This window comes from Bacillus badius NBRC 15713 (genome assembly GCF_001591605.1).
Taxonomy (GTDB): domain Bacteria; phylum Bacillota; class Bacilli; order Bacillales; family Domibacillaceae; genus Pseudobacillus; species Pseudobacillus badius.
Window position 1 is genome coordinate 1 of sequence record NZ_BCVF01000047.1, and the last position, 23,131, is coordinate 23,131.

Genomic DNA, 23,131 nt, shown 5'->3' on the forward strand with positions numbered 1-23,131 from the left:
GAATAAAACCAATAAAAGCCGGGCATATTAAAAATGTCCTTTTTATTTCGTTGACACCTACATTGGGCTATAGCCAAGCGGTAAGGCAACGGACTTTGACTCCGTCATGCGCTGGTTCGAATCCAGCTAGCCCAGCCACAACGAGCCATTAGCTCAGTTGGTAGAGCATCTGACTTTTAATCAGAGGGTCGAAGGTTCGAGTCCTTCATGGCTCACTCTTTAAAAAAGCTGAATTCATTTAATGGACACGCCATTAAATGAATTCAGCTTTTTTTACGTTTGTTCTTCTGTAAGAGCGCACAATTTTGTATAAATCCTTTCTTTTTAGAAAACTGTGAATAATTATCCACAAAAGTGTCCAGTTGAGTCAACTTCTTTCTTTCGGGTAAAATAAGGCGAGCAACATGAAAGGGGAATTCTTATGACGAATGAAAAGAAAATAGCTATTATCGGAGTACCGATGGATTTAGGACAATTACGACGCGGGGTAGATATGGGGCCCAGCGCGATCCGCTATGCAGGCATAACTGACCGCCTTGAAGCTTTGCATTATGAGGTAGAGGACTGCGGCGATGTTGAAATCAATAAAACGCATGCTGTTCATAGCGAAAATACAAATTTAAAGAACTTGAAAGCGGTTGCTGAAGCAAGCCATAAACTTGCAGAAAAAGTGGACAACGTCATTGAAGCAGGCAGCTTTCCGCTCGTGCTTGGCGGTGATCACAGCATCGCCATTGGAACATTGGCAGGCGTAGCTAAGCACTACAGCAACTTGGGTGTCATTTGGTATGATGCGCACGGCGACTTAAATACTGCTGAAACTTCTCCTACAGGCAATATCCACGGCATGCCTTTAGCTGTCAGCCTTGGTCTTGGCCATGAAGAGCTTACAGGCATTTACGGGAAGTCTCCAAAAGTGAAGCCGGAAAACATTGTAATTATCGGAGCACGCGACCTTGATGAAGGGGAAAAAGCGCTTATTAAAGAAAAAGGAATCAAAGTATATACCATGCATGAAGTGGACCGCTTGGGCATGACAAAGGTCATTGAAGAAACCATTGAATACTTGCAAGAAAAAACGGACGGTGTTCACTTATCTTTAGACCTTGACGGATTAGATCCAAATGATGCGCCGGGAGTCGGTACGCCTGTTATTGGCGGAATTAGCTATCGGGAAAGCCATTTGGCCATGGAGATGCTGGCGGAAAGCGGATTAATTACATCAGCGGAATTTGTTGAAGTTAACCCGATTCTTGATGAGAAAAATAAGACGGCTTCGGTAGCAGTCGCATTAATGGCCTCTTTATTCGGAAGCAAGCTTTTATAGGATTGAGTTTGTCTATACAGAAGCCAAGCTTTTTTATTTGCACTCTTACAAATTTGCCTTCATAAAAAATAACCGGAATTCCTGGCTCTCAGCCAGCTTCCGGTTATTTTAATTGCTCCAGTTGATTCAATAATTGATCAAGCTGCACGCTGATTTCGACGACTTTTTGATCAGAAAAAGATGTTTGCATGGCTAATGCCACCATTGTGTTCCGGTGATTTTCAATCTCTTCTAGTAGATGTGCTGCAGCCATCATCAATCTCAACTCCCACCATCGTATCATTTATATTCACCTTACCCTTTTACAAAAATCTGTAAACATGTTTGCGTAATTTGGTATGATAGAATTGTGCTTTTTTTTGAAACCTTTTAAGCGGACAATCGTATGAAAAGATACCTGCGAGGGCAGGAGGTAAAAATGATGGAGTTAATTATCCAAAGAAGGATAAAGCAAGTTTTAAAGGGTGACCAAAATGCTTTTGGTGAAATTGTAGAGATTTACAAGGACAAAGTGTACCAGATATGTTTCCGGATGCTGTGGGATCGCCATGAGGCAGAAGACGCAGCTCAGGAGGCGTTTATTAAAGCGTTTGTTAATATTCATACGTACGACCCAGAAAAGAAATTTGCCACCTGGCTATATAGGATTGCAACCAACCTTTGTATTGACCGGATTCGTAAAAAAAAGCCGGATTATCATTTGGATGCTGAAATTTCCGGTACAGAAGGCTTGAATATGTACTCGCAAATTGCATCCGCGGAAGAGCTTCCAGAAGAAGCGGTGGAAAATTCAGAGCTGCAGGAGATTATCCAGTCAGCGATCTTTAAGCTTCCGGAAAAGTATCGGTCAGTCATTATCTTAAAGTACCTCGAAGAGCTGCAGCTGCAAGAAATTGCGGATATTTTGGAACTGCCCCTTGGAACGGTCAAAACACGTGTACATAGAGGGCGGGAAGCACTTCGTAAGTATTTGCGGAATATGTGAGAAGGGATGTGTGAAATGATGGCTTCTTGTCAAAAAGAGATCGTTCGCTTGATGCATAATTATTTAGATGGGGAGCTTATTTCAGGAGAACAGCGCAAACTAAAAGTACATCTACAGAAATGCGAGAATTGCCGTCAGCACTTTTTCGAATTGAAAAAAACGATTGCGCTTGTGCAAAGCATGTCCCAAGTAAGAGCTCCTGAAGGATTTACGGAAAAAGTTTTGTTCTCTCTGCCGAAGGAAGCAAGAATGAGCAGCATTCAGCGCTGGATACGGAAGCATCCGTTTTTTATGGCCGCTTCCTTGTTTATCGTTTTAACAACGGGCGGGTTTTTATCCTCATGGCAGCAGGAAACAGATCACTTTGCTTTTACGAAGCATGAAAATCTGCATGTGGAAAATGACACGGTGGTCGTTCCAGCCGGAGAGAGGGTGAAAGGAGACATCGTTGTAAGGAACGGCGATATTCGGATTGAAGGGGAAGTAGAAGGTGACGTGACGGTTATCAATGGGGAGAAGTATATGGCCTCAGCCGGAAACGTTACAGGTGATATCGAAGAAATTGATGAGGCATTCGGCTGGTTATGGTATAAATTGAAAAAAACAGTAGCGGGAGTGTTTGATTAACAGCCGGAAACACGCTGTTTTCTTAAACCATTTTTCCTTTCTCCCTTTTAGTTCTGACTTTTCGGTAGACTATGTTATAATATGCTGGTTAAGTAAAAATAAAGCCTCTGTGCGGCTGGAGTCATTACATTATTGGAGGATGTAATATGCCGTTTTCAAACTACTTCGCACATTTTACAGTACTGGATTACTTATCCAATGCTCTTGATATATTGCTTGTTTGGTTTGTTGTTTATAAGCTTTTAATGGTTATAAGAGGCACGAAAGCCGTTCAGCTCGTTAAAGGTATTTTTGTTATTTTGGCCGCACGGGGTTTAAGCGGGCTGTTTGGGCTTGATACACTAAGCTGGATTATGGAACAAGCATTAACTTGGGGATTTTTGGCTGTCATCATTATTTTTCAGCCTGAGGTGCGCCGGGCGCTGGAGCAGCTCGGACGAGGAAGGTTTTTCTCAAGAAACGTTATGCAGGAAGATAAAGAGCAGCGGGATTTAATAGAAGCGCTCACCAAGTCGGTCAGCTACATGGCAAAACGGCGGATCGGGGCGTTGATCTCAATAGAGAAAGAAACAGGCATGAACGATTACATCGAAACAGGCATCCCGCTGTATTCAGCTGTATCATCAGAATTGCTTATCAATATTTTCATTCCTAATACCCCTCTTCACGATGGGGCAGTTATTATCCAGAAAAACCAAATAGCTGCAGCGGCCTGCTATTTGCCTTTATCCGAAAGCCCGTTCATTTCAAAAGAACTGGGCACGCGGCATAGAGCAGCCTTGGGCATCAGTGAAGTGACAGACAGTATCACGATTATTGTCTCTGAGGAAACCGGTGCCGTGTCTGTTACCAAAAATGGTGACTTGTTCCGTGACTTATCTGCTGAAGATTTTGAAAAGCTGTTAACTCATGAACTGCTGACGAAAGAAAGTGATTCCTCAAACCGGTGGATCTGGAGGGGGAGAAAAAGCGATGGATAAATTTGTAGAAAGCGCCTGGTTTGTGCGCATCGTTGCTTTACTTCTCACTGTTTTGCTTTATATATCTGTGAACTTTAGCGATTTTCAGTTGCTCCAAAAGGCGGATAAGTCTTCGCAAAACAACAGTGAAGTAATTACCGATGTTCCGGTTCAGGTGTATTATGACACAGAAAACCTATTCGTTGCCGGGGTTCCGGATAAAGTCAAAGTAGAGCTTTCAGGTCCAAAGAGTCTGATTGAGTCGGCAAAACGGCTTAGGGATTTTGAACTGTTTATTGACTTAACTAACGTCAGCATCGGCAAACACCGTGTGCCGATTAAGTACAAGCAGATTTCCGACAAATTGAAAGTGACGGTCCTCCCGGAAGCGGTGGATGTCACGATCGAGGAGAAGGTATCTGATTACTTTGTGGTCAGTCCGGAATTCAATGATAATATGCTGGCCGAAGGATACCAGGAAGAGGCTGTTTCCGTTGATCCGAAACGAGTAAAGGTCACCGGTTCGAAATCGGCGCTCAATAAGATTGTTTATGTGAAAGCCACGCTGGATGTGAAAGAAAAGGTGGATAAAGAAACGACTGGTACAGCCAAGGTTCAGGTGCTTGACAGTGAATTGAACAAGCTGGATGTGAAGGTGGAGCCTGAAACCGTTCAAGTATCTATCTCGGTTAAAAATCCAAGCAAAAAAATAGCCTTGAGAATGTTTCCAAAAGGCACGCCGCCTGATGGCATCAAAATTAAATCCATTAAGCCTGAAACGGAAGAGATCACCATTTACGGCAAAGAATCTATCCTGAAAGAAATGGAAGAATTAGTGGTGCCAGTGGAAGTAGACGGCATTAAAAAAGACACTACATTGACCGTTCCGATTGAGATTGGTGAAGGCTTAAACTTTGTTTCTCCGCAAATGATAAAGGTAAAAGTGACAGTTGAAGGAAATCCGGAAAGTGAACCAGAAGAGGACAGCGGCGCATAAAGCTGCTTGAACAGAAGGTAAAACAAAGGAGAGAATCGATAAATGGGAAAGTATTTTGGAACTGATGGAGTAAGAGGAGTAGCGAATACGGAGTTAACACCGGAGCTCGCCTTTAAATTGGGCAGATTCGGAGGCTATGTGTTAACGAAGAACGCAGAGCGCCCAAAAGTGGTGGTAGGCCGTGATACGCGTATTTCCGGCCATATGCTGGAGGGAGCTCTAGTTGCCGGCCTCTTATCCATTGGGGCAGAAGTAATGCGTCTCGGGGTGATTTCTACACCAGGCGTTGCTTATTTAACGAAGGTGATGGATGCTCAAACAGGCGTAATGATCTCAGCTTCTCATAATCCGGTGGGAGACAATGGAATTAAATTCTTCGGTCCGGACGGCTTTAAATTGTCTGATGAACAGGAAGCAGAAATCGAAGCCCTCCTTGAGCAAGAAACGGATCATTTGCCGCGGCCAACCGGCGCCGATCTCGGTCAGGTGAGCGATTATTTTGAAGGCGGCCAAAAGTACATTCAGTACCTGAAGCAATCAGTGGATGAAGATTTCTCTGGTATCCACATTGCGCTTGACTGTGCACATGGAGCGACTTCCTCACTGGCCACTCATTTATTTGCAGATTTAGAGGCAGATATTTCAACGATGGGAACATCCCCTAACGGCCTAAACATTAACGATGGGGTAGGCTCTACTCATCCGGAAGCACTGGCAGCGTTCTTGCTGGAGAAAAAAGCAGATGTCGGTTTATCATTTGACGGAGACGGCGACCGTTTAATTGCCATTGATGAAAAAGGAAACATTGTAGACGGCGATCAAATTATGTTCATTTGTGCCAAGTACATGCATGCACATGGCCAGCTGAACCAATCAGTGGTTGTCTCCACAGTTATGAGCAACCTTGGCTTCTACAAAGGGCTAGAAGCTCTCGGCATTCGAAGCGTGCAGACAGCGGTTGGTGACCGTTATGTCGTAGAAGCAATGAAGAAGAATCAATATAATCTGGGCGGAGAGCAGTCCGGCCATATCGTCTTCCTTGACTACAATACGACAGGCGATGGATTGTTAACGGGCTTGCAGCTTGTTAACATCATGAAGATGACGAAAAAGCCATTATCCGAACTGGCAGCGGAAATGAAAAAATTCCCGCAAATCTTAAAAAATGTACGGGTAACTGATAAATATAAAGTAACCGAGAACGAAAAGGTGAAAGCCGTCATTGAGGAAGTAGAAGCTGAAATGAACGGAAACGGCCGCGTGCTCGTTCGTCCATCCGGCACAGAACCGCTTGTGCGTGTCATGGTGGAAGCGCAGACGGAAGAGCAGTGCCAGGTGTTTGTTGACCGGATTGCGACTGTAGTGGACGCAGAAATGGGTTTGAATGAATAAAATCACGTTTTAATCACCCGACAGATGGGAACGAAAGAAGAGGCGCACATTGGCGTCTCTTTCTTCATATAAATGTAATAATATGGCCGTTATATTAAAAAAGAAAATATCAGTTGACGGCAAGAAATTGAGTAGTGTATGATAATCCTGTTTTACAAAAACAGTCAAGAAAGGAGAAGAAGTTATTCTGGACCATTTGCTTCATAAAGCGCCTGAACTAGCGGGAGAGAGCCCGGCTAGTTGACGAGGAGGAGGTTTATCGAAATGTTCGGCGGATGCCTCCCGGTTGATTCCTGCACAATCGTTAGTCCTTCCTTAAATCGCAAGGGTAACCTGGCGGACAAAGGGAATGGAAATGCGGAAAGTCGAAAAGAATAGAAAAGAAAAAGAAGAGCGGCAAATAAGCGCTCTGCTTTTGCCTGCCTTCTTTATAGGAGGAACATTGTATGTGCGGAATTGTTGGTTATATCGGCTATAAGGATGCCAAAGAAATCTTGCTGAGCGGCTTAGAAAAGCTGGAATACCGGGGCTACGACTCTGCCGGTATTGCGGTGAGAGACGCGCAAGATGTGAAGGTGTTTAAAGAAAAAGGACGAATCGCTGATCTGCGCAAAATCGTGGACGAAAAGATAAGCACAGTAACAGGGATCGGCCATACGCGCTGGGCGACTCATGGAGTGCCTAGCAGAGAGAATGCACATCCTCACCAAAGTCAGTCCGGCCGGTTTACACTCGTTCATAATGGTGTCATCGAAAACTATGAGCAGCTGACGAAGGACTATTTATTCGATGTGCCGCTCAAAAGCGATACTGATACAGAAGTCATCGTTCAGCTCATTGAACTATTTGCCAGCGAAGGCTTGGAAACAGAAGCAGCCTTTCGTAAAACGCTGCAGCTGCTGAAAGGCTCTTATGCCATCGGTTTGCTGGATAGAGAAGATCCGGATACGATCTTTGCGGCCAAAAATAAAAGCCCGCTGCTTGTCGGCTTGGGAGAAGGATTTAACGTCATCGCCTCTGATGCCATGGCAATGATTCAAGTAACTGACCAATTTGTAGAATTAATGGACAAAGAGGTCGTGCTCCTGACAAACGAAAAAGTGATCATCGAAAACCTGAACGGTGAAGAAATCAAACGCGCACCGTACACAGCGGAACTGGATGCCAGTGATATCGAAAAAGGCACCTACCCGCATTATATGCTGAAAGAAATTGACGAGCAGCCGCTTGTCATGAGAAAAATTATTCAAGCCTACCAAAATGAACAAGAGCAGCTCGCTGTTGATTCAGAAATTGTGGAGGCCCTAAAAGCGGCTGACCGTTTATATATCATCGCATGCGGAACGAGCTACCATGCCGGACTCGTTGGTAAACAATATTTAGAATCGCTTGCGAAAATCCCGACGGAAGTGCATGTGGCCAGTGAATTTGTTTATAACATGCCGCTTCTTTCGAAAAACCCGCTGTTTATTTTCATTTCTCAGAGCGGCGAAACAGCTGACAGCCGTGCGGTGCTTGTGAAAGTAAAAGAAATGGGATATCAGGCATTAACGATTACCAATGTGCAAGGCTCTACTCTTTCCCGTGAAGCGGATTACACGCTCTTGCTTCATGCTGGCCCTGAAATCGCTGTTGCATCCACGAAGGCCTATACGGCCCAAGTGTCTGTACTCGCGATCCTGGCTCATGCTGCGGCCGAAGCGCTGGGCATGAAAACAAACCTGAACCTGGTTCATGAGCTAGGCATTATCGCAAATGCCATGGAAATGCTTTGCGATGCCAAAGATGAGTTTGAACAAATCGCGAGAGACTATTTGACAACGACTCGCAACTGCTTCTTTATTGGCCGTGCCATTGATTATTATGTAGGTCTTGAAGGTGCCTTAAAGCTGAAAGAGATCTCCTACATTCAGGCGGAAGGCTTTGCCGGAGGAGAGCTAAAACATGGCACAATCGCTTTAATCGAAGACGGTACGCCGGTCATGGCATTGGCTACTCAGGAAAAAGTCAACTTAAGCATCCGCGGAAACGTGAAGGAAGTGGCAGCCCGCGGCGCTAACCCTTGCATTATCTCAATGAAAGGGCTGGAAAGCGAGGACGACCGCTTCGTCATCCCGGCGGTCCACGAGCTGCTCACACCGCTTGTCTCTGTCGTGCCTCTGCAGCTGATCGCTTACTATGCCGCCCTGCACCGCGACTGTGACGTCGACAAGCCGCGCAACCTGGCGAAGAGTGTGACAGTTGAGTAAGCAAGGCTAGGGCAGCATGCAGCTTTGTAACTTTAAAATAAAGTCGTACCGTTTATAAAAAAGATGTACCGTTTAAAATAAAGTTGTACTGTTTGGAAAAAAGTTGCACCGTTTTACCCCTTTAGATATGATGGCCTAAAGGGGTGTTTTTATGGCCAAAAGAACTAGAACATCTAAAATTGATAAATGGATTAGAGAGGGGCGGGGATCAGGGATAGGTTCAGATTATAAGCCTTGGTTAAATATTCAAGACGTCTCTTCATTGGGGCGTTCTACTCGTTTGAGAGGGATTAAAACAAAAAGACAACATGAATTTTTGTCTGACTTAGAACGAAATTATTTTTATATAACTGAATATTCTGATTTAGTTATTGATATTCGAGAACAATTTCCTTTACTACCGTTGGAAGAAACTATCGTCATTGCGGATGAGCTAGGTCTTAAACATCCTGCTGATCCTAAAACAGGTAAGCCGATAGTAATGACAACGGATTTTTTTATATCGCTTGATAAAGGGCAAGGCTTATTTGAAATAGCTCGTACGATCAAGATGAAAGATGAGTTATTAAAAGAACGTGTACTTGAAAAGTTTGAGATTGAACGGGAATATTGGCGGCGAAGAGACATTGACTGGGGCATTGTAACAGAAGAAGAAATTCCAAAGACAATGGCTAGAAATATCAGCTATATTCATGGGTATTATGAAATTCGGGATTACGATGTATTTCGGGAAATGGATACACAAAATATTGAGGATTTATCTCTTTCACTCATTCAAAGGTTATTAAGTGGAGCAACAAGTAGTATTCGAATCACAACCAATCAATTTGAAATGGATACACATTTACCATCGGGAAGTGGTGTTACGTTGTTCTATCACTTGTTAGCTCAAAAAGTAATTCATATTAACATGTTAGAGCCGTTTAGTTTAGAACAGCCTGTTTTAATTGATTTCATTGATGAAACAAGACTGAAGCAGGTGAGATACGGATGATATATATTAATCAAGTATTGCAGTGCGTAAAAGGCTCTAAAAGGATTAGAGTCATTGAAATAGAAGAAGAATATGTATTTGTTGTCAATATTGATGCGAAGACCTCAATGCCGAAAAAAGAGCTTTATACAGCCTTGCAGACAGAGCTGATACAAAAAGAGTTATTGGTTATCACCGATCCCTATGCCCGCGTAGGTTCAGATGAAGATTTAACGACTACACAGATTCAAAAGCGTGAAAAGGATTGGAAATTAATACAGGAATATTGTTTACCACACTTAGAATTTTTATTGCAAAAGCATGGCAGAGAATCAAAAATCAAAGAAATTGCTGACCAATTAGGAGTGACACCTACTAAAGTAAAAAAACTTGTTAGCCGTTACTGGCAGCGAGGCATGAATAAAAACGCTATGCTGCCTGATTATATGAACTCTGGTGGTCGCGGGAAAACGAAAAATTTAACGAATGAAAAGATTGGCCGACCAAGGCGTATAACGGTTAATGGTGATCATGGAACAGGCATAAACATTACAGATGAAGTGAGGCTGCAATTTGAACATGCCATTATCAAATATTATCGGACAGCAAGAGGTTATTTTTTAAAAGATGTCTATAATTTTATTTTGCGTGATTTCTATTCAGATCGTTATAAAGAAAACGGAGAGATCAAATATCGCGTCTGGGAATCGAATCGCATTCCCTCGTACCATCAGTTTTATTATTGGTTTAAAAAGCTGGAAGATCCGAAGAAAGATATTCAATTCCGTAATAGTACAAAAGCGTATGAATTAAAATACCGGCCTATTTTAAGTGATTCAAAATCAGAAACGAATGGGCCAGGCACGCGTTTTCAAATTGATGCAACTATTGCAGATATTTACTTAGTTAGTTCACTTGATGCAAATAAGATTATTGGCCGTCCGGTTATTTATGCTGTTATGGATGTCTATTCAAGGATCATTACAGGCATTTATGTTGGGCTAGAAGGGCCTTCTTGGCTTGGTGCAATGATGGCATTGGATAATATGGTGGCTGATAAAGTAGCGTTTTGCAGTCAGTATGGTATCGAAATTGAAGAATCACAATGGCCGACACATCATTTGCCAGAGATTATTATTGCCGACCGTGGAGAATTTGAAGGTTACTCCGTGGAAAACCTGATTAACAATTTAAATATCAAAATTGAAAATACAACAGCTTACCGTGGTGATTTGAAAGGGATTGTGGAGCGGAAATTCCGCACGATAAATGGAAAGATAAAGCAAAAAGCACCCGGTGCCATCCAAAAAGAATTTCGTGAACGAGGCGATCGAGATTACCGTTTGGATGCAACGCTGAACCTAAAAGAGTTTACCGCGCTCATCGTTACACTTGTGATACACCACAATCATAAGATCATTGATAAATATCCAATGGAAAAAGAAATGATAGCAGAAAATGTGGTTCCAACACCTATTCATTTATGGAATTGGGGTATCCAAAACCGTAAAGGACGTTTAAGAACGATTGACCGAAATATATTACGTTTAAATGTATTGCCTCGCGCTAAAGCGACGATTTCAAGAGCCGGAATCAAATTTAAAAACTTGATGTATGGATCACGAAAGGCGATTGAAGAACAGTGGTACTTAAAGCTAAAGAATCAGCGCATTGAAGTTGTGTACGATCCGCGTCATGTAGAGAAGATATACATTCCGCATGACAATGGGATGGGTTTTGAAGCTTGTGCTTTACTTGAACCTAGCCAGCAATACCGACACGATTTCTTAGAAGAGATTACCTTTCATCAGCAATTGCGTAATGAGCTTGAAGAAATTGAGCGTTCTAATCAAGTGCAATTAACAATTAATACAGATGCCATGATGGATGAAATCATTAAAAAAGCGGCTAAGAACAAAAAAAAATCTCAACACCATCCAAAGAGTAAAAAAGAAAAGCTGATATCCATTAGAGAAAATAAATTAGCAGAAAAAGAGCTGAATCGCCAAACAGAAAAATTCGATCTAGAACCAGATCAAACAAGTGAAAAAGCAACAGTGATTGATTTTGCGACAAAAGAAAAAGTGGAAGACAATGGGCCGAAAAAATCAAACTCACGCCTGATGGAAAAATTAAAAAAGAAGCGGGATGAGGAATTTGGGAAAAATAAATGACCTTGTGCTAAAAGGCGACTTTGAGGAAGCAAATTATAAACAGCAAGTCTTAACAGAGTATAGCAATAATCCATTTATTGAGGCACTTCCGCCCATATTTGATGAAGACGATGTACTAAGCCGCTTCATGCTGACACCCCGTATTACAGAGCAAGATAAACAGAGTGAAACGAATATACGTTATCATGTGCTGAAGCGTATTAAGAATTTTATTCAGCCGTTGCCCATTCATTTTGAAGTAGAACGCCGGTTATCAACATTAATTCGCAGAGGCTATTTAGCCCGCAACCCGTTAGATAAGACATTTTTTGAGCGAATTCGCTTGCTGCATGAATTGCGTGAGGATGAAGAAGAGGCACATAAATATATTGATGATCGGCTGAATAATATCCGGTCAACAGCGGATAGCTTATCCATTATCGGCATTTCTGGCATTGGGAAGACAACGGCGATTGAACGTGTACTGCTGATGTACCCGCAAGTGATTAAACATGATATGTATAAAGAGCAGCCGTTTAACCGGACACAGATTGTTTGGCTAAAAATTGATTGTCCTTACGATGGCAGCTTATCTACACTTTGTAAAGGATTCTTTAAGGCCATTGATGATTTATTAGGTACACGTTACTTGGAAAAGTACGGCTATTTAAACCGCGTTACGTCTACTATGCTTCTGCATATGACATCACTAGCTAGCATGTACGGGATCGGCGTTCTTGTGATCGATGAAGTTCAGCATTTGCTGCATTCGAAAAATGATCAGGAAGAAATGCTGAACTTTTTCGTTACATTATCAAACACAGTCGGGATTCCAATCGTCTTAATCGGTACGTCAAAAGCACAGCAATTATTCAAAGGGAATTTCCGTCAGGCCCGCCGCGCGGCAAGTGATGGTTCAATTATCTGGGATCGCATGAGCGAAGAAAGTGAAGAGTGGGAATTTTTCTTAGAAACATTATGGGAGCTGCAATGTCTTAAAACCCACTCAGAGCTGACAGAAGAGGTCAGGAAGACATTTTATGAAGAATGCCAGGGAATTACATCTGTAGCTATTAACCTGTTTATCTTGACCCAAGAGAGGGCACTGTTTGACGAATCAAATGAAGATGAAAAAATTACACCGAGAGTGCTGAAGAAAACAGCAAAAGAAGACATGAAAATTATCCAGCCGATGTTAAATGCCGTTCGCAAAAATGATATGAGAGCTATGTACAAATACGAGGATATTATGCTAAACCTGGATGAATTAATGGGTCAGCAGAAAAAAGAAACAGCATTCGAAGGCAAAGTGAAAGCAGCCATGACAGAGCGCCTCAACACGGCAAAATATAAACGTCAGGCAACCATTGAGAGTTTAAGTATCGAGATTGCCTCTATCGGCATATTCGATGCATTATCTCCAAAAGATATTCGGACAAAGGTAGAAGTACTTGTTGAACGTGCATCAGTAGAAAGTGATTATCAAATTTTGAAATCTCAAGCTATACAAGAACTGATGGACTTAAACCAAATGATGAAAGAGAAAAAAGCAAAAACAACAGTATCCAATTCGTTGTTGCCATTGGTTGAAGCAAGAGAAAAAGCATTGAAAAAGAAGGAGCATCCTTATCAATTCATCAAAAACAGCGGATATATTAAATCTCCTATCGATGAATTTGTCTTAGAGAAGGAATTTAGTGATTAAGGATTTAATAGTAAAATTGAACCAAATTAGGTCGAAAATTCATTTTATGTATGAAGGTATATTCGTGCAAATAGAAGTTTATTTGAAAGCATTACTTAGATGTGAAACAGAACGACTTATTTTTGAAAAAATAGAATTAAATGATCTTAAAGATATATTTTAATTTTCTTCCGATCCTATAGTAGCTCATCATATGACGTGGGAAGCTAATAAGTCGAAAGAGGAAACACTCAATAATTTTGTTAAAGTCGTTTTGAAAAATGGTAAGGAAGGAAAACTTGGGGGGGTTAGCGATTGTGTGTAAAGAAAACGGTAAGGTTATGGGGACATGTGCTTTCATAGATTAGTCTAATGACGTTTGATTTTTATGTTTGATAGTGACTGTGGAGATAGGAAACTATTTCACTTTGGGAGGAATAAAAGGTGACGTATTGTTTTGCTTGGAAATCTGATGGAGAAATTTATATTGTTGCAGATTCACTTACATCAGCGAAATCAGAAGCTGCTTTTGAAAGGGAAGCAACGTTATCTAGTGTAGGGGAACTCTATGGAGAATATAACTCTTATTTTATTGCAGAGACAAATACAAAAATTTATGTGAAAAATAATATTGTAGTTGCTTATGCAGGGAAAGATACAAAAATTTTTGAAGATGTAAAAAATAATTTGGATTTAATGATAGACCATTTAACTCCTGAACAAATTATAAGTTATTTACCAGAGATATTAGTCGAGTCAGAATTAATTTTGGGAGTGAAGAATGAAAATAATAAATTATATCATTTGAATAATTACGGTTTTAAGGAAATAGATGGTTATATAGCTATAGGGAGCGGTAGTAAAATACCAGATTTAAATAATTTAATGCAAGATTTTACGGTAACATATCCCGATCCAAGCTACGAACCAAGAAAAAAGTTAACTGCAGCTACAGCTTATTTACAAATGATATCCATAAAAAATAATTTTTTAGGTTACTTCGTAGGGGGAACTTTTTGTGGTGTTTGTATACATAAGGAAATAGAGTGGAATGATGATTTATTATATTTCTTTTATGATGAGAAGTTCGAAAATAAGAAATTAATAAATTTTATAATAAGAAAAAATAGTATCATTACAGGTTCGGATTTTACAGGGTTAACAAAGTTATTCCAATATGAAGAAATGGATGAAATTGAATTTAGAAAAATGTCTAGGTATATACATAAATGTATATCATCCTATATACCCAGATATGTAGTCTTTTACAGCTTTGAATTTAATAACATATATTTCTGTGATATTTATAAATATACACATACAGCTCTAATGAGAATTTTCCAACGAAGAGGTAAAGTTTCTAGAACTGAATTATTTACTTCGCCTTTTTTATTGGAAAATTTTTTATTAAAGAATAAGAATGATGAGAAGTTTATTATTCCTTTTAATTATCTAGACACATCGCCAGTTCCTTACGTTCCTAGAGATCAACTAATAGAGAATGTAGAAAATATTTGGGATGTAGATTTTGGATATGAAAATTTTGATTATCCTTTAGAAAGTATTGAGCTTCCTATTGAAATAAGTGATGTTTTTAAATCTCAAATAGAGGAGTATGAAAATATAATCATTGTTAATTTCGAGTATTTGGAATCAAAAATCTTAGAACTCAAAAATTTTTATAACGGCTTAAATGTTAGTTTTGATAGTTTAAAAATTCTAACGGGAATATGCAAAAGAATAGAAAAAGACTTTGAAATTGATAATATTAAAATTCTTTTATTTAGCAAAAGATATGAGTTTTTCTATAATAGAATGGCTAATTTAGAGATGTACTTAAATCAGGCCGATTGTAGTTATAAATTATTTACTGAAACATTACTTCTTAATTATTACCAAGACGATAGATACTACCATTTGAACAAAATATTCATAATTGATGATAGCCCGCATTTAAATGATTTATTTGAAATTTTTCCAGATTACAACAGATATCAAGATGAAGCAGATATTTTTATGGTGAAAAATCAAAATAGAGAATCTCAAGTACTTTATTCCCCCTATTATTATAATGCAGACATATTAATTTCTAAAATAGCTGGGCTAAGTGACGAGGCATTAGGCTGGTGGGATCCTGTTGGAACTCCTCAAGAAGAGTTAGAAAAAATAGCAGAGTATTTAAATTTTCAAATTGAGAACTCGATATTTTAGGAGTGATAAAATGCTGCCTTTTTTCACGGATCCTTATCCGGACGAGCTACTATATTCAGCTATTGCACGCTATCACTTTTACAGTGGAAATATTGACTGTAAAGATACACTTGAGGAGGTGTTTCAAAGTCGATCTGTGGTGCCCAGTGTAGGGATTGGCAGTCATTTTTCCGTCTTAGCAGAACAGTTAGGAACTCACTACCCAATCGAAACCCTATTAAGCCGTCATACAGTTTATCTCTATTATGCGTCTTTTCTATCAAAGCAGCGTCAGCAGAATATTTTAAAAGATGTGTTAGGTGATGGTCAGGGGCTTTATACAAGACTTGGTTTTGTTGCGGGAAGCATCTGCAAAAAAGATGGTATTTATTACTGTGCGGAATGTGCGAAAGCCGATGCATCAAAGTATGGAGAGCCATATATTCATCGGGAGCATCAGCTGCAGGGGATTGATTACTGTCCTCATCATGCATCGTCGCTGCAAAAATATGAAATGGCAGTCACAAGCCGTATTGAATATGTTCGGTTTGAACTGAAGAACATGAATCTTTCAGCCATTTATGAAGCTGATCCTTACCAAGAGCTTTTGGTCCAATTGGCGCAGCAAGCATACAAACTGCTGCAAATTCCATTGCATACGTTATCTAGGGAGGATCTCGTATTAAAATACCGTCGAGTGCTACGTAATCGAAATTTGATTACAGTGTCCAATTGTGTGCGTCAGAAGGAGTTATTGGATCTTTTTAAGCACACATTTCCGCCAGGATTCCTAAAAAAGTATCAGAGTGAACCTGAAGTAGAAGACGAATATAACTGGCTCAAAATAGCAACGCGCAATCTAAAGCGTCATGTCCATCCGTTCAGGCATTTGCTGATGATGCATTTTCTTGAGATAGATGCTGGGGAACTGTTGAATCAGCCAGCAGACACAGGTCCTTTCGAGGAAGGACCATGGCCTTGTTTGAACCGAGCAGCAGCTCATTACAAAGAATTAGTCATCAAAGAAGTTGAGATCACTAGGGATTTTAAAACAACGAATCCGATTGGCACATTTTCGTGTTCGTGCGGGTTTGTTTACTCACGCAAAGGGCCGGATGCCTCAATGACAGACCAGTTCCGTATTGGCAGGATTAAAGCTTTTGGTGACGTCTGGCAAAGCAAACTTGAGCAGCTTTCCACAACAAGAAGTAGTGTGCGTGCCATCGCAAGAGAATTGGGTGTCGATTCAAAAACAGTTAATAAATATTTGAAAGGAGTCAGCCAAGTAAAGACTCCAATGAAAAGCGCTAACCAATCATTGTTAGCGTCCTATAAGAAAGAACTTCAAGAAGGAATAAAACAATTTCCTGCTCTCTCTCGTACAGAGTTAAGAGCACACTTTAAGAAGCAATATATTTTTATTTATCGTCACGATCATGAATGGCTGATGGAGAATTTGCCAGTTAAGCAAAAATCGAAGCCAGTACTGCGAACAGCAAATTGGGCTGAGCGTGATCAAGAGTACGCGGGTAAGATAAAGGTGCTTCAGAAAGAGTTATCCATAGCAGATAAGCCAGTCCGAATGACGAAGTCCCTCCTAGGGAAAAAGTTGGGTATTTTAAAAAAATTGGAATACCATTTAGATAAGTTGCCTGACACTGCACAGTTGTTGGATGAAATAATAGAAACCGTACAACAATTTCAAATTCGTCGGTGTTATCGCCTGATCGATCAAATGATGGAACAGGATCAGCCAATACGGACGTGGGAAGTACAAAGAATAGCCGCAATCAGATCCAGCCATTTCAAAGAGATTCAACCGCAACTTGAAGCTTATGTGCAAAATAAATTGGAAGTGAAAAACGATGAGTAAACAACAGGTTAAATTGCAAAACTGGCTTTTTAAAAAAGGAGAACAAGCCCAGCTAACATGGATCAGTTCTCCTTTTGTTCAAGATAAAAAAGTGATGATTCATGTGTACTTTAAAGCGAATGGCAGCACGAAAAGATTACTGGTCGATTGGGGAACACTGCCGGCCTTGGCTATTCAGCACTTATATATGGATGGAGATATTAGTAAAAGTATTGCGCCAACCGGAACAGAAGAAGTAGAAATTACGATTTCTCCTAAGTCAGTCACGTACTCAGAGCGAGAGTGGAACATCTTTGGCACGGCTGACAAAGATATATCACGCAGCTTTATTGTGTCTTATAAGAATAAAAAATACATTTTGCCGCTCATTGAGGCAGTACGCAGCATTTTAGCCCCGAATCGCTTTTTGCTGTACCGATTATTTGAAACCAATTCCTTTCCGCAATATTTCATTGAACAATATTCAGCGAACAACCTCCACCTAGACTTCACATCATTGTATGACCAAAAGTACACGAAAGGGAACTTTCTTTACCAGCTGGCCTGGCTGCTGTCGAAGCCGGATTTAAGACATGTGTTTGAAAATACTGCCTATACATTCATGAATAATGGAACATTAAAGTTTGATTGGACCTTAACACAGCCGATTACTATTAAAGCCATTGTAAAGCCGAGTACAATCGGCTGTACCGTTCTGCGCATCACCGCAGTCAAAAACAAAATAATTCCGTACGATGATATTATCATTGACCACCCAGCATTCGCACAGAGCCAAAAGACAAGTGAAGCAAAAAAGTACACCATTCACAGCAAAAATAGCAATAACACTGCACAGGACGAATTGACGCTTGATGAACAAGCAGAAGGTACAACAGTACACTTTGATCTAGTTGAAATGGACAATCAAGTACATGAATATGTAAAACTGCCCAAAGTAACAAAAATATGCAGAAGCTCTAATAAACAACGGACACATGAAGATGAAAACACAAAGAAGTACTTCTATGACGATCAAGGCAGAAGGTCTACCTCGGACGTTGGAGGTAACAAGGTTGCCAAAGGGCTAGAAAGCCAGTCGCTTTATGATATTCAAACTCATGGTGAACTGGGAGAATTTATTAGAGTATTAAAGGCTTTGGAGAGTTATCCGGAAGTTCAATCAATAAATGTTATACAAGGTTCTCTGAAGGAATTTTCCCATACGAAGAGGTTTGTATATCTTAATGATGGTGTGACAGATAGGAAGTATGTAATTGCTGAGGTTAAGCTTTTTTCCAATAAAGAAATTAGTTTAATTGAAATTGAGCGTGAAGCGAGATCCGTATCGACTTTAATATATTTTTTAGATAATCAAAAAAATAGGATATACGCTTATAAACAGGCTTTACAGGAGTTAATCAATACTAACGGAAATTGGAATAAAGATCAGTTGAAATCTAATAATATAAATTTTTTAACTTTGAGACATGGGAAAAAAGAATATTGTCATAGAGCTAAAAAGATACTTACAAAAATTATTTAGTTTTAGGAGTGATAAAATGAATTATATGCAAGTGGATTCTGAAGATATTAAAAGATTAGGTGACTATGAGTTAACTAAATTACTTTCGCTTTTGCTCTATAATGAAGCCAATAAATTCAATTTGGTTAAAAATTCAATATCTGTAGCATTGAATATTACAGTACCAGATGGAGGAGAAGACGGACACATAAGATGGAGAGAAGGGATTGAAAAAACAGATTGGATTCCAAGTAGATACACACTTTTTCAAGTTAAAGCGACAGATATGCCACCATCTACGTGTAAACAAGAAGTATTAGGTTCAAATGGTTTAGTAAAACCTAGAGTTGAAGATGTAGTAAATGCTCAAGGAACTTACATACTTTTTCATAATAGAGAATTGAATCAACAACAAATTCAACAAAGAATTGATGCTTTTAATGATTCGATTACATCGGTAATTACAGATGCTACGCCAAGTATCGAAATATATGATGCTAGTAAAATTGCACAATGGTGCAATCAATATATATCAGCAATTTATGCGGTTTGGGAATGGAATGGAAAGCACTTTTTAACAGGTAGTAAAACTTGGGAGACATGGAGTGGGCATAAAGAGTTTCAGTCTGGGTTTATTTCCACTTATGAGACAGAACAGATTATTGATGATTTAAGAGATTATTTTAAAGATGAAAAAAAGACAGCTAGAATAATAGGACTTCCTGGTAAAGGGAAAACTAGATTGGCATTAGAAGTTTTTAGAAGTGACACTAGTATAGAATTAAAAGCCTTAAATAAAAGTGTAATTTATATAGATGCTTCCTATTCAAAAGAGAGCATTGTTTCTTCAATTAATTCATGGAGAAATTTAGGGATATCAGGAATTATTGTTGTAGATAATTGTGACTATGAATTACATAAATTATTAAAATCAGAAATAGAGCATATTGAAAGTAAATTTAGTCTTCTTACCTTAGATTACAATTTACATACATCTATTTCTTCAGATCCTTTAATTAACTTAGAAGATGTTCCTAAAGAGATAATTGAAGGGATTATTAAAAGTTCTTATCCAGAAATGGATGAACATGATTTAGAAAGAATAGTTGTATTCGCTGATGGATTTCCAAGTATAGCTACATTGCTTGCTGAAGCTAGAATAAATGATTTTGAAACAATAGGTAGTATTCAAGATATGACTTTAGTGAATAAACTTTTGTGGGGAAGAGACCCGGTCGACGAAAGAGCTTTGAAAGTAATTGAGGCTTGTGCAGTTTTTGAACATATAGGGTTTGAAGATGAAAAAGAATTAGAAATGAATTATGTTGCTGAAAATATTTGTGGAATAACTTTAGATGAGTTTTATGAAAAATGTAGTTATTTTATAAAGAAAAAAATAATAGTGCAGCATGGACGTTATATAAAATTAGTTCCAAAAACGTTAGCTATTACTTTGGCAGCTCAATGGTGGGAAAAATGTAGACCTCAGAAGGCACAAGAAATTTTATCTGATGCAAATTTGCCTTCGTCTATGGTGGAACAATTATGTAATCAAATTTCAAAATTGCATTTCCTAGAAAAGGCAAAAGAATTAACTTCCAAACTATGTGGAGTACAAGCTCCTTTTGGCCGAGCAGAGATACTAAGTTCTAAAATAGGATCACGTATTTTCTGCTCATTTGTAGAAATAGACCCTTTAATAACTGTTGATACTTTAGAACGTGAATTTGGAATAATGAGCATTGATAATTTAAAGCGAGTAAAAGCTGGAAGAAGAGATCTAGTTAGAGCTTTAGAAAAATTATGCTTTTGGGAAGAGACGTGTGAAAGTGCTGCTAAGATTTTAGCACGTTTTGCTGCAGCCGAAAATGAAAGTTGGGCCAATAATGCTACAGGTCAGTTTAACCAATTGTTTCATTATACGTTATCTGGAACACAAGCAAATTTAGAAAGCAGAGTATCAATTATTAATTGGACTTTATCTTCTAGAGAGAAAGAAATTAAAAAAATAGGTATCGGAGCTGTTGGACATGCTTTGAAAACTCAAGGTTTTTCGAGAATGATTGGAGTGGAGAATCAAGGAAGCCGTCCAGCTATGCAAGAATGGAAACCTCGTAATTGGGGAGAAATATTTGATTATTGGAATAAGGTATTAAGTTTGTTAGTAGAATTGATCATCAAAGAAGATGATTGCTCTAATATAATATTTGATGTAATAGTAGATAATGTATTTGGTTTGATTAGAAGTGGCTATGCGGAAAATATGGAACAATTATTGAAGGTGGTTTTTGAAAAACGTAATAATTATTGGCCGGAATTTCTAGAAAAAATTAATTTGATTTTAAAATTTGATGAAGCAAAAATGCCTAAAAAGATCGTTGATTTAATTAAAAGTTGGGAAAAACAACTGCAACCACAGGATACAATTACTAAAATAAAACTATTAGTTTGTAATGCAAATAATGACTATGTTGAAAATAAAGACAATAGTAGTGGTGGGAGTAAATATAAAGACGCTGCACTTGATAGAATAAATGAATTGTTAGAAGATATATATCCAGAAAAAATGGATGAATTGAAATCTAACTTAAGTAATTTGTTAATAGGCGAACAAAAACAAGCATTCTATTTCGGAAATCAATTAGCTAATATAATGACAGATGAAGAAAGAGATATCTTTTTAGACTTAGTCTATAGAGAAATTCAAAAGTTATTAGATTCACCAGAAGACCAGATAGTTAATCTGAATTTCTTTGGAGGTGTATTGAGCTCTATCCAGTTAAATAACCCTAATTTACTCAAGAGTTTTTTAATAAAGCTAGATACTACACCATATGCACATATTCTTGGAGAGATAATTCGATATATTGAAGTTGATGAGGATATATTAAATTTTTTATTGAAATATGTTCGAGGGTCAATAATCAATCTAGATAGTTTATTATCTTTAGCTTATGGACCAGCTCTAAATGGAATTAACGAAGATAAGTTAATAGCATTTTTAGAAGCTTTATATGCACTAGATGAAGGTTTTAATCAAGTCTTGGTTTGGAAGATATATTATAGATATTATTTAAATAATAATGAAATTACACCTCAAATATCTAGATGTCTAGTTCGTTTCTTAGAAAATTCATTAGCTATACTTTCTGAGCAAAGTATTTTCTATGAGGTAAGAGAGATTCTGGCTCAGCTATATAAATTAGAATTTGTAGAGAAAGAAAAATTAAGTCGGAATCTGGTAATAAATTTGCTCGATATGTTAAGTAGAAAAGATAACTATAGTGCTAAAAAAGTGATCAATGAGTATATAGAAATGCTTATCCAATATGATCCTATTACTAGTTGGGAGATAATATCTGATAAACTTCTAGAAGCAGAAGGTGTGTTTAAGTATAGATTGATTGAGGCTATGGGACATGGCTTTTTTAAAGAAGATGCAGCACCTGTTCAAAATGTTCCGGTTGAGGTTTTAAAAGAATGGGCTGAGAGCGATGAAAAGGCAGCTCAGATATTAGCTGATATATATCCTATAAATACAAAAGAAGATGCTGACGAAGATTTAATTTATTTTTTAATAGAGAATTATGGGGGTGACGAAACTGTTTTAAGAAATATCAATCGTCAATTGCGGACTTTTTCTTGGTCAGGTTCCTTAATACCATATTATGAAGGGTTAATAACGTTTTATAAAAAATACACTAACTCTCAATCTCACATAAGAAAATGGGCGGTAGAAAATATTCATTATTTAGAAGAAGATATTAGAAGAGAAAAGGTTAGAGAAGAAGAAGATAAATTACGATTTTAGCTAATCTTTAAAAAAAACTAAATCCATCTCAAAATCAAACCCATACATTTTGATTAATTTTGTTCAAAATTCGTGGGTTTCTCCCCTTATAAAATCAATGTTCGCAGCGCATGTTTTATTAAACTTTATTTCAAACCAACAAGAATCAAATTCTTTCAGATGATCGCGATTTAAAACAAGGCCTCCGTAGAGATTTCTACAAAAACTTTTAAAATAAATTTTATAGATCAAGAAGACGCCTAGTTTAATGTATTTTCAACTAGGCGTTTTTAAATTATAAATAAATAACGATGTAATTCCATGGGTAATATGAAATAATATATATGTAATAAATTCCATAAAAGGGGGTATTTTTTGTGATATTAAAAACAGTTAAATTGAGAAATTTTAGGGGGTATAAAGACACTATT

At 38.4% G+C, this 23,131-nt stretch carries 15 protein-coding genes and 2 tRNA genes; 16 read left to right on the top strand and 1 reads right to left on the bottom strand.

The annotated features are described in order from the left end of the window. Positions 1–63: 63 nt before the first annotated feature. From BBA02S_RS17300 to rocF, 3 genes are all read left to right on the top strand, one after another. Positions 64–138 (top strand) — tRNA-Gln (locus BBA02S_RS17300). Positions 139–142: 4 nt separating this feature from the next. Then, positions 143–215, top strand: a tRNA-Lys gene (locus BBA02S_RS17305). A gap of 206 nt (positions 216–421) precedes the next feature. Next, positions 422–1,327, top strand: coding sequence for an arginase (gene rocF, locus BBA02S_RS17310; RefSeq protein WP_041100393.1), 906 nt, complete (start codon positions 422–424; stop codon positions 1,325–1,327). 103 nt (positions 1,328–1,430) lie between these two features. On the opposite strand, the gene BBA02S_RS17315 is transcribed toward rocF, so the two are convergent. Next, positions 1,431–1,610, bottom strand: coding sequence for an aspartyl-phosphate phosphatase Spo0E family protein (locus BBA02S_RS17315; protein WP_231557233.1), 180 nt, complete (start codon positions 1,608–1,610; stop codon positions 1,431–1,433). 138 nt (positions 1,611–1,748) lie between these two features. On the opposite strand from BBA02S_RS17315, the gene sigW reads away from it, so the two are divergent. From sigW to BBA02S_RS17380, 13 genes are all read left to right on the top strand, one after another. Next, complete coding sequence (sigW, locus tag BBA02S_RS17320; protein ID WP_041100395.1) at positions 1,749–2,312, top strand: RNA polymerase sigma factor SigW; 564 nt, start codon at positions 1,749–1,751, stop codon at positions 2,310–2,312. An 18-nt stretch (positions 2,313–2,330) separates the two neighbouring features. Continuing rightward, positions 2,331–2,939 (top strand): anti-sigma factor family protein, encoded by a 609-nt coding sequence (locus BBA02S_RS17325; RefSeq protein WP_174521410.1) that lies wholly within the window; start codon positions 2,331–2,333, stop codon positions 2,937–2,939. A gap of 146 nt (positions 2,940–3,085) precedes the next feature. Beyond that, on the top strand, positions 3,086–3,919 hold the full coding sequence (gene cdaA / locus BBA02S_RS17330; protein WP_041100399.1) for a diadenylate cyclase CdaA: 834 nt from the start codon (positions 3,086–3,088) through the stop codon (positions 3,917–3,919). Further along, entirely contained in the window at positions 3,912–4,895 is a 984-nt protein-coding gene (locus tag BBA02S_RS17335) for a CdaR family protein (protein WP_052477438.1), read from the top strand. Before cdaA ends, BBA02S_RS17335 begins: the two co-directional genes overlap by 8 nt. Positions 4,896–4,937: 42 nt before the next feature. Next, complete coding sequence (gene glmM / locus BBA02S_RS17340) at positions 4,938–6,287, top strand: phosphoglucosamine mutase (RefSeq protein ID WP_041100401.1); 1,350 nt, start codon at positions 4,938–4,940, stop codon at positions 6,285–6,287. Between the two features lie 446 nt (positions 6,288–6,733). Next, positions 6,734–8,536: a glutamine--fructose-6-phosphate transaminase (isomerizing) gene (gene glmS / locus BBA02S_RS17345; protein ID WP_041114546.1), complete on the top strand. Its 1,803-nt coding sequence runs from the start codon at positions 6,734–6,736 to the stop codon at positions 8,534–8,536. Positions 8,537–8,687: 151 nt separating this feature from the next. Further along, positions 8,688–9,530: a heteromeric transposase endonuclease subunit TnsA gene (locus BBA02S_RS17350; protein ID WP_041114547.1), complete on the top strand. Its 843-nt coding sequence runs from the start codon at positions 8,688–8,690 to the stop codon at positions 9,528–9,530. Next, positions 9,527–11,683, top strand: a complete 2,157-nt coding sequence (locus tag BBA02S_RS17355; protein WP_041114548.1) for a Mu transposase C-terminal domain-containing protein — start codon at positions 9,527–9,529, stop codon at positions 11,681–11,683. The genes BBA02S_RS17350 and BBA02S_RS17355 overlap by 4 nt, the downstream gene beginning before the upstream one ends. Continuing rightward, complete coding sequence (locus BBA02S_RS17360; RefSeq protein WP_041114549.1) at positions 11,658–13,367, top strand: ATP-binding protein; 1,710 nt, start codon at positions 11,658–11,660, stop codon at positions 13,365–13,367. The genes BBA02S_RS17355 and BBA02S_RS17360 overlap by 26 nt, the downstream gene beginning before the upstream one ends. A gap of 423 nt (positions 13,368–13,790) precedes the next feature. Continuing rightward, positions 13,791–15,557 carry a hypothetical protein gene (locus BBA02S_RS17365; RefSeq protein ID WP_041114550.1) on the top strand — a complete coding sequence of 589 codons (1,767 nt, stop codon included), beginning with the start codon at positions 13,791–13,793 and terminating at the stop codon, positions 15,555–15,557. Between the two features lie 10 nt (positions 15,558–15,567). Continuing rightward, a complete protein-coding gene (locus tag BBA02S_RS17370) occupies positions 15,568–17,409 on the top strand; it encodes a TnsD family Tn7-like transposition protein (protein ID WP_041114551.1) in 1,842 nt (613 codons plus the stop codon). Continuing rightward, positions 17,402–18,931, top strand: a complete 1,530-nt coding sequence (locus BBA02S_RS17375) for a Tn7-like element transposition protein TnsE (protein ID WP_041114552.1) — start codon at positions 17,402–17,404, stop codon at positions 18,929–18,931. Before BBA02S_RS17370 ends, BBA02S_RS17375 begins: the two co-directional genes overlap by 8 nt. Before the next feature lie 16 nt (positions 18,932–18,947). Continuing rightward, complete coding sequence (locus BBA02S_RS17380; protein WP_041114553.1) at positions 18,948–22,721, top strand: hypothetical protein; 3,774 nt, start codon at positions 18,948–18,950, stop codon at positions 22,719–22,721. The last annotated feature ends 410 nt before the right edge of the window (positions 22,722–23,131 follow it).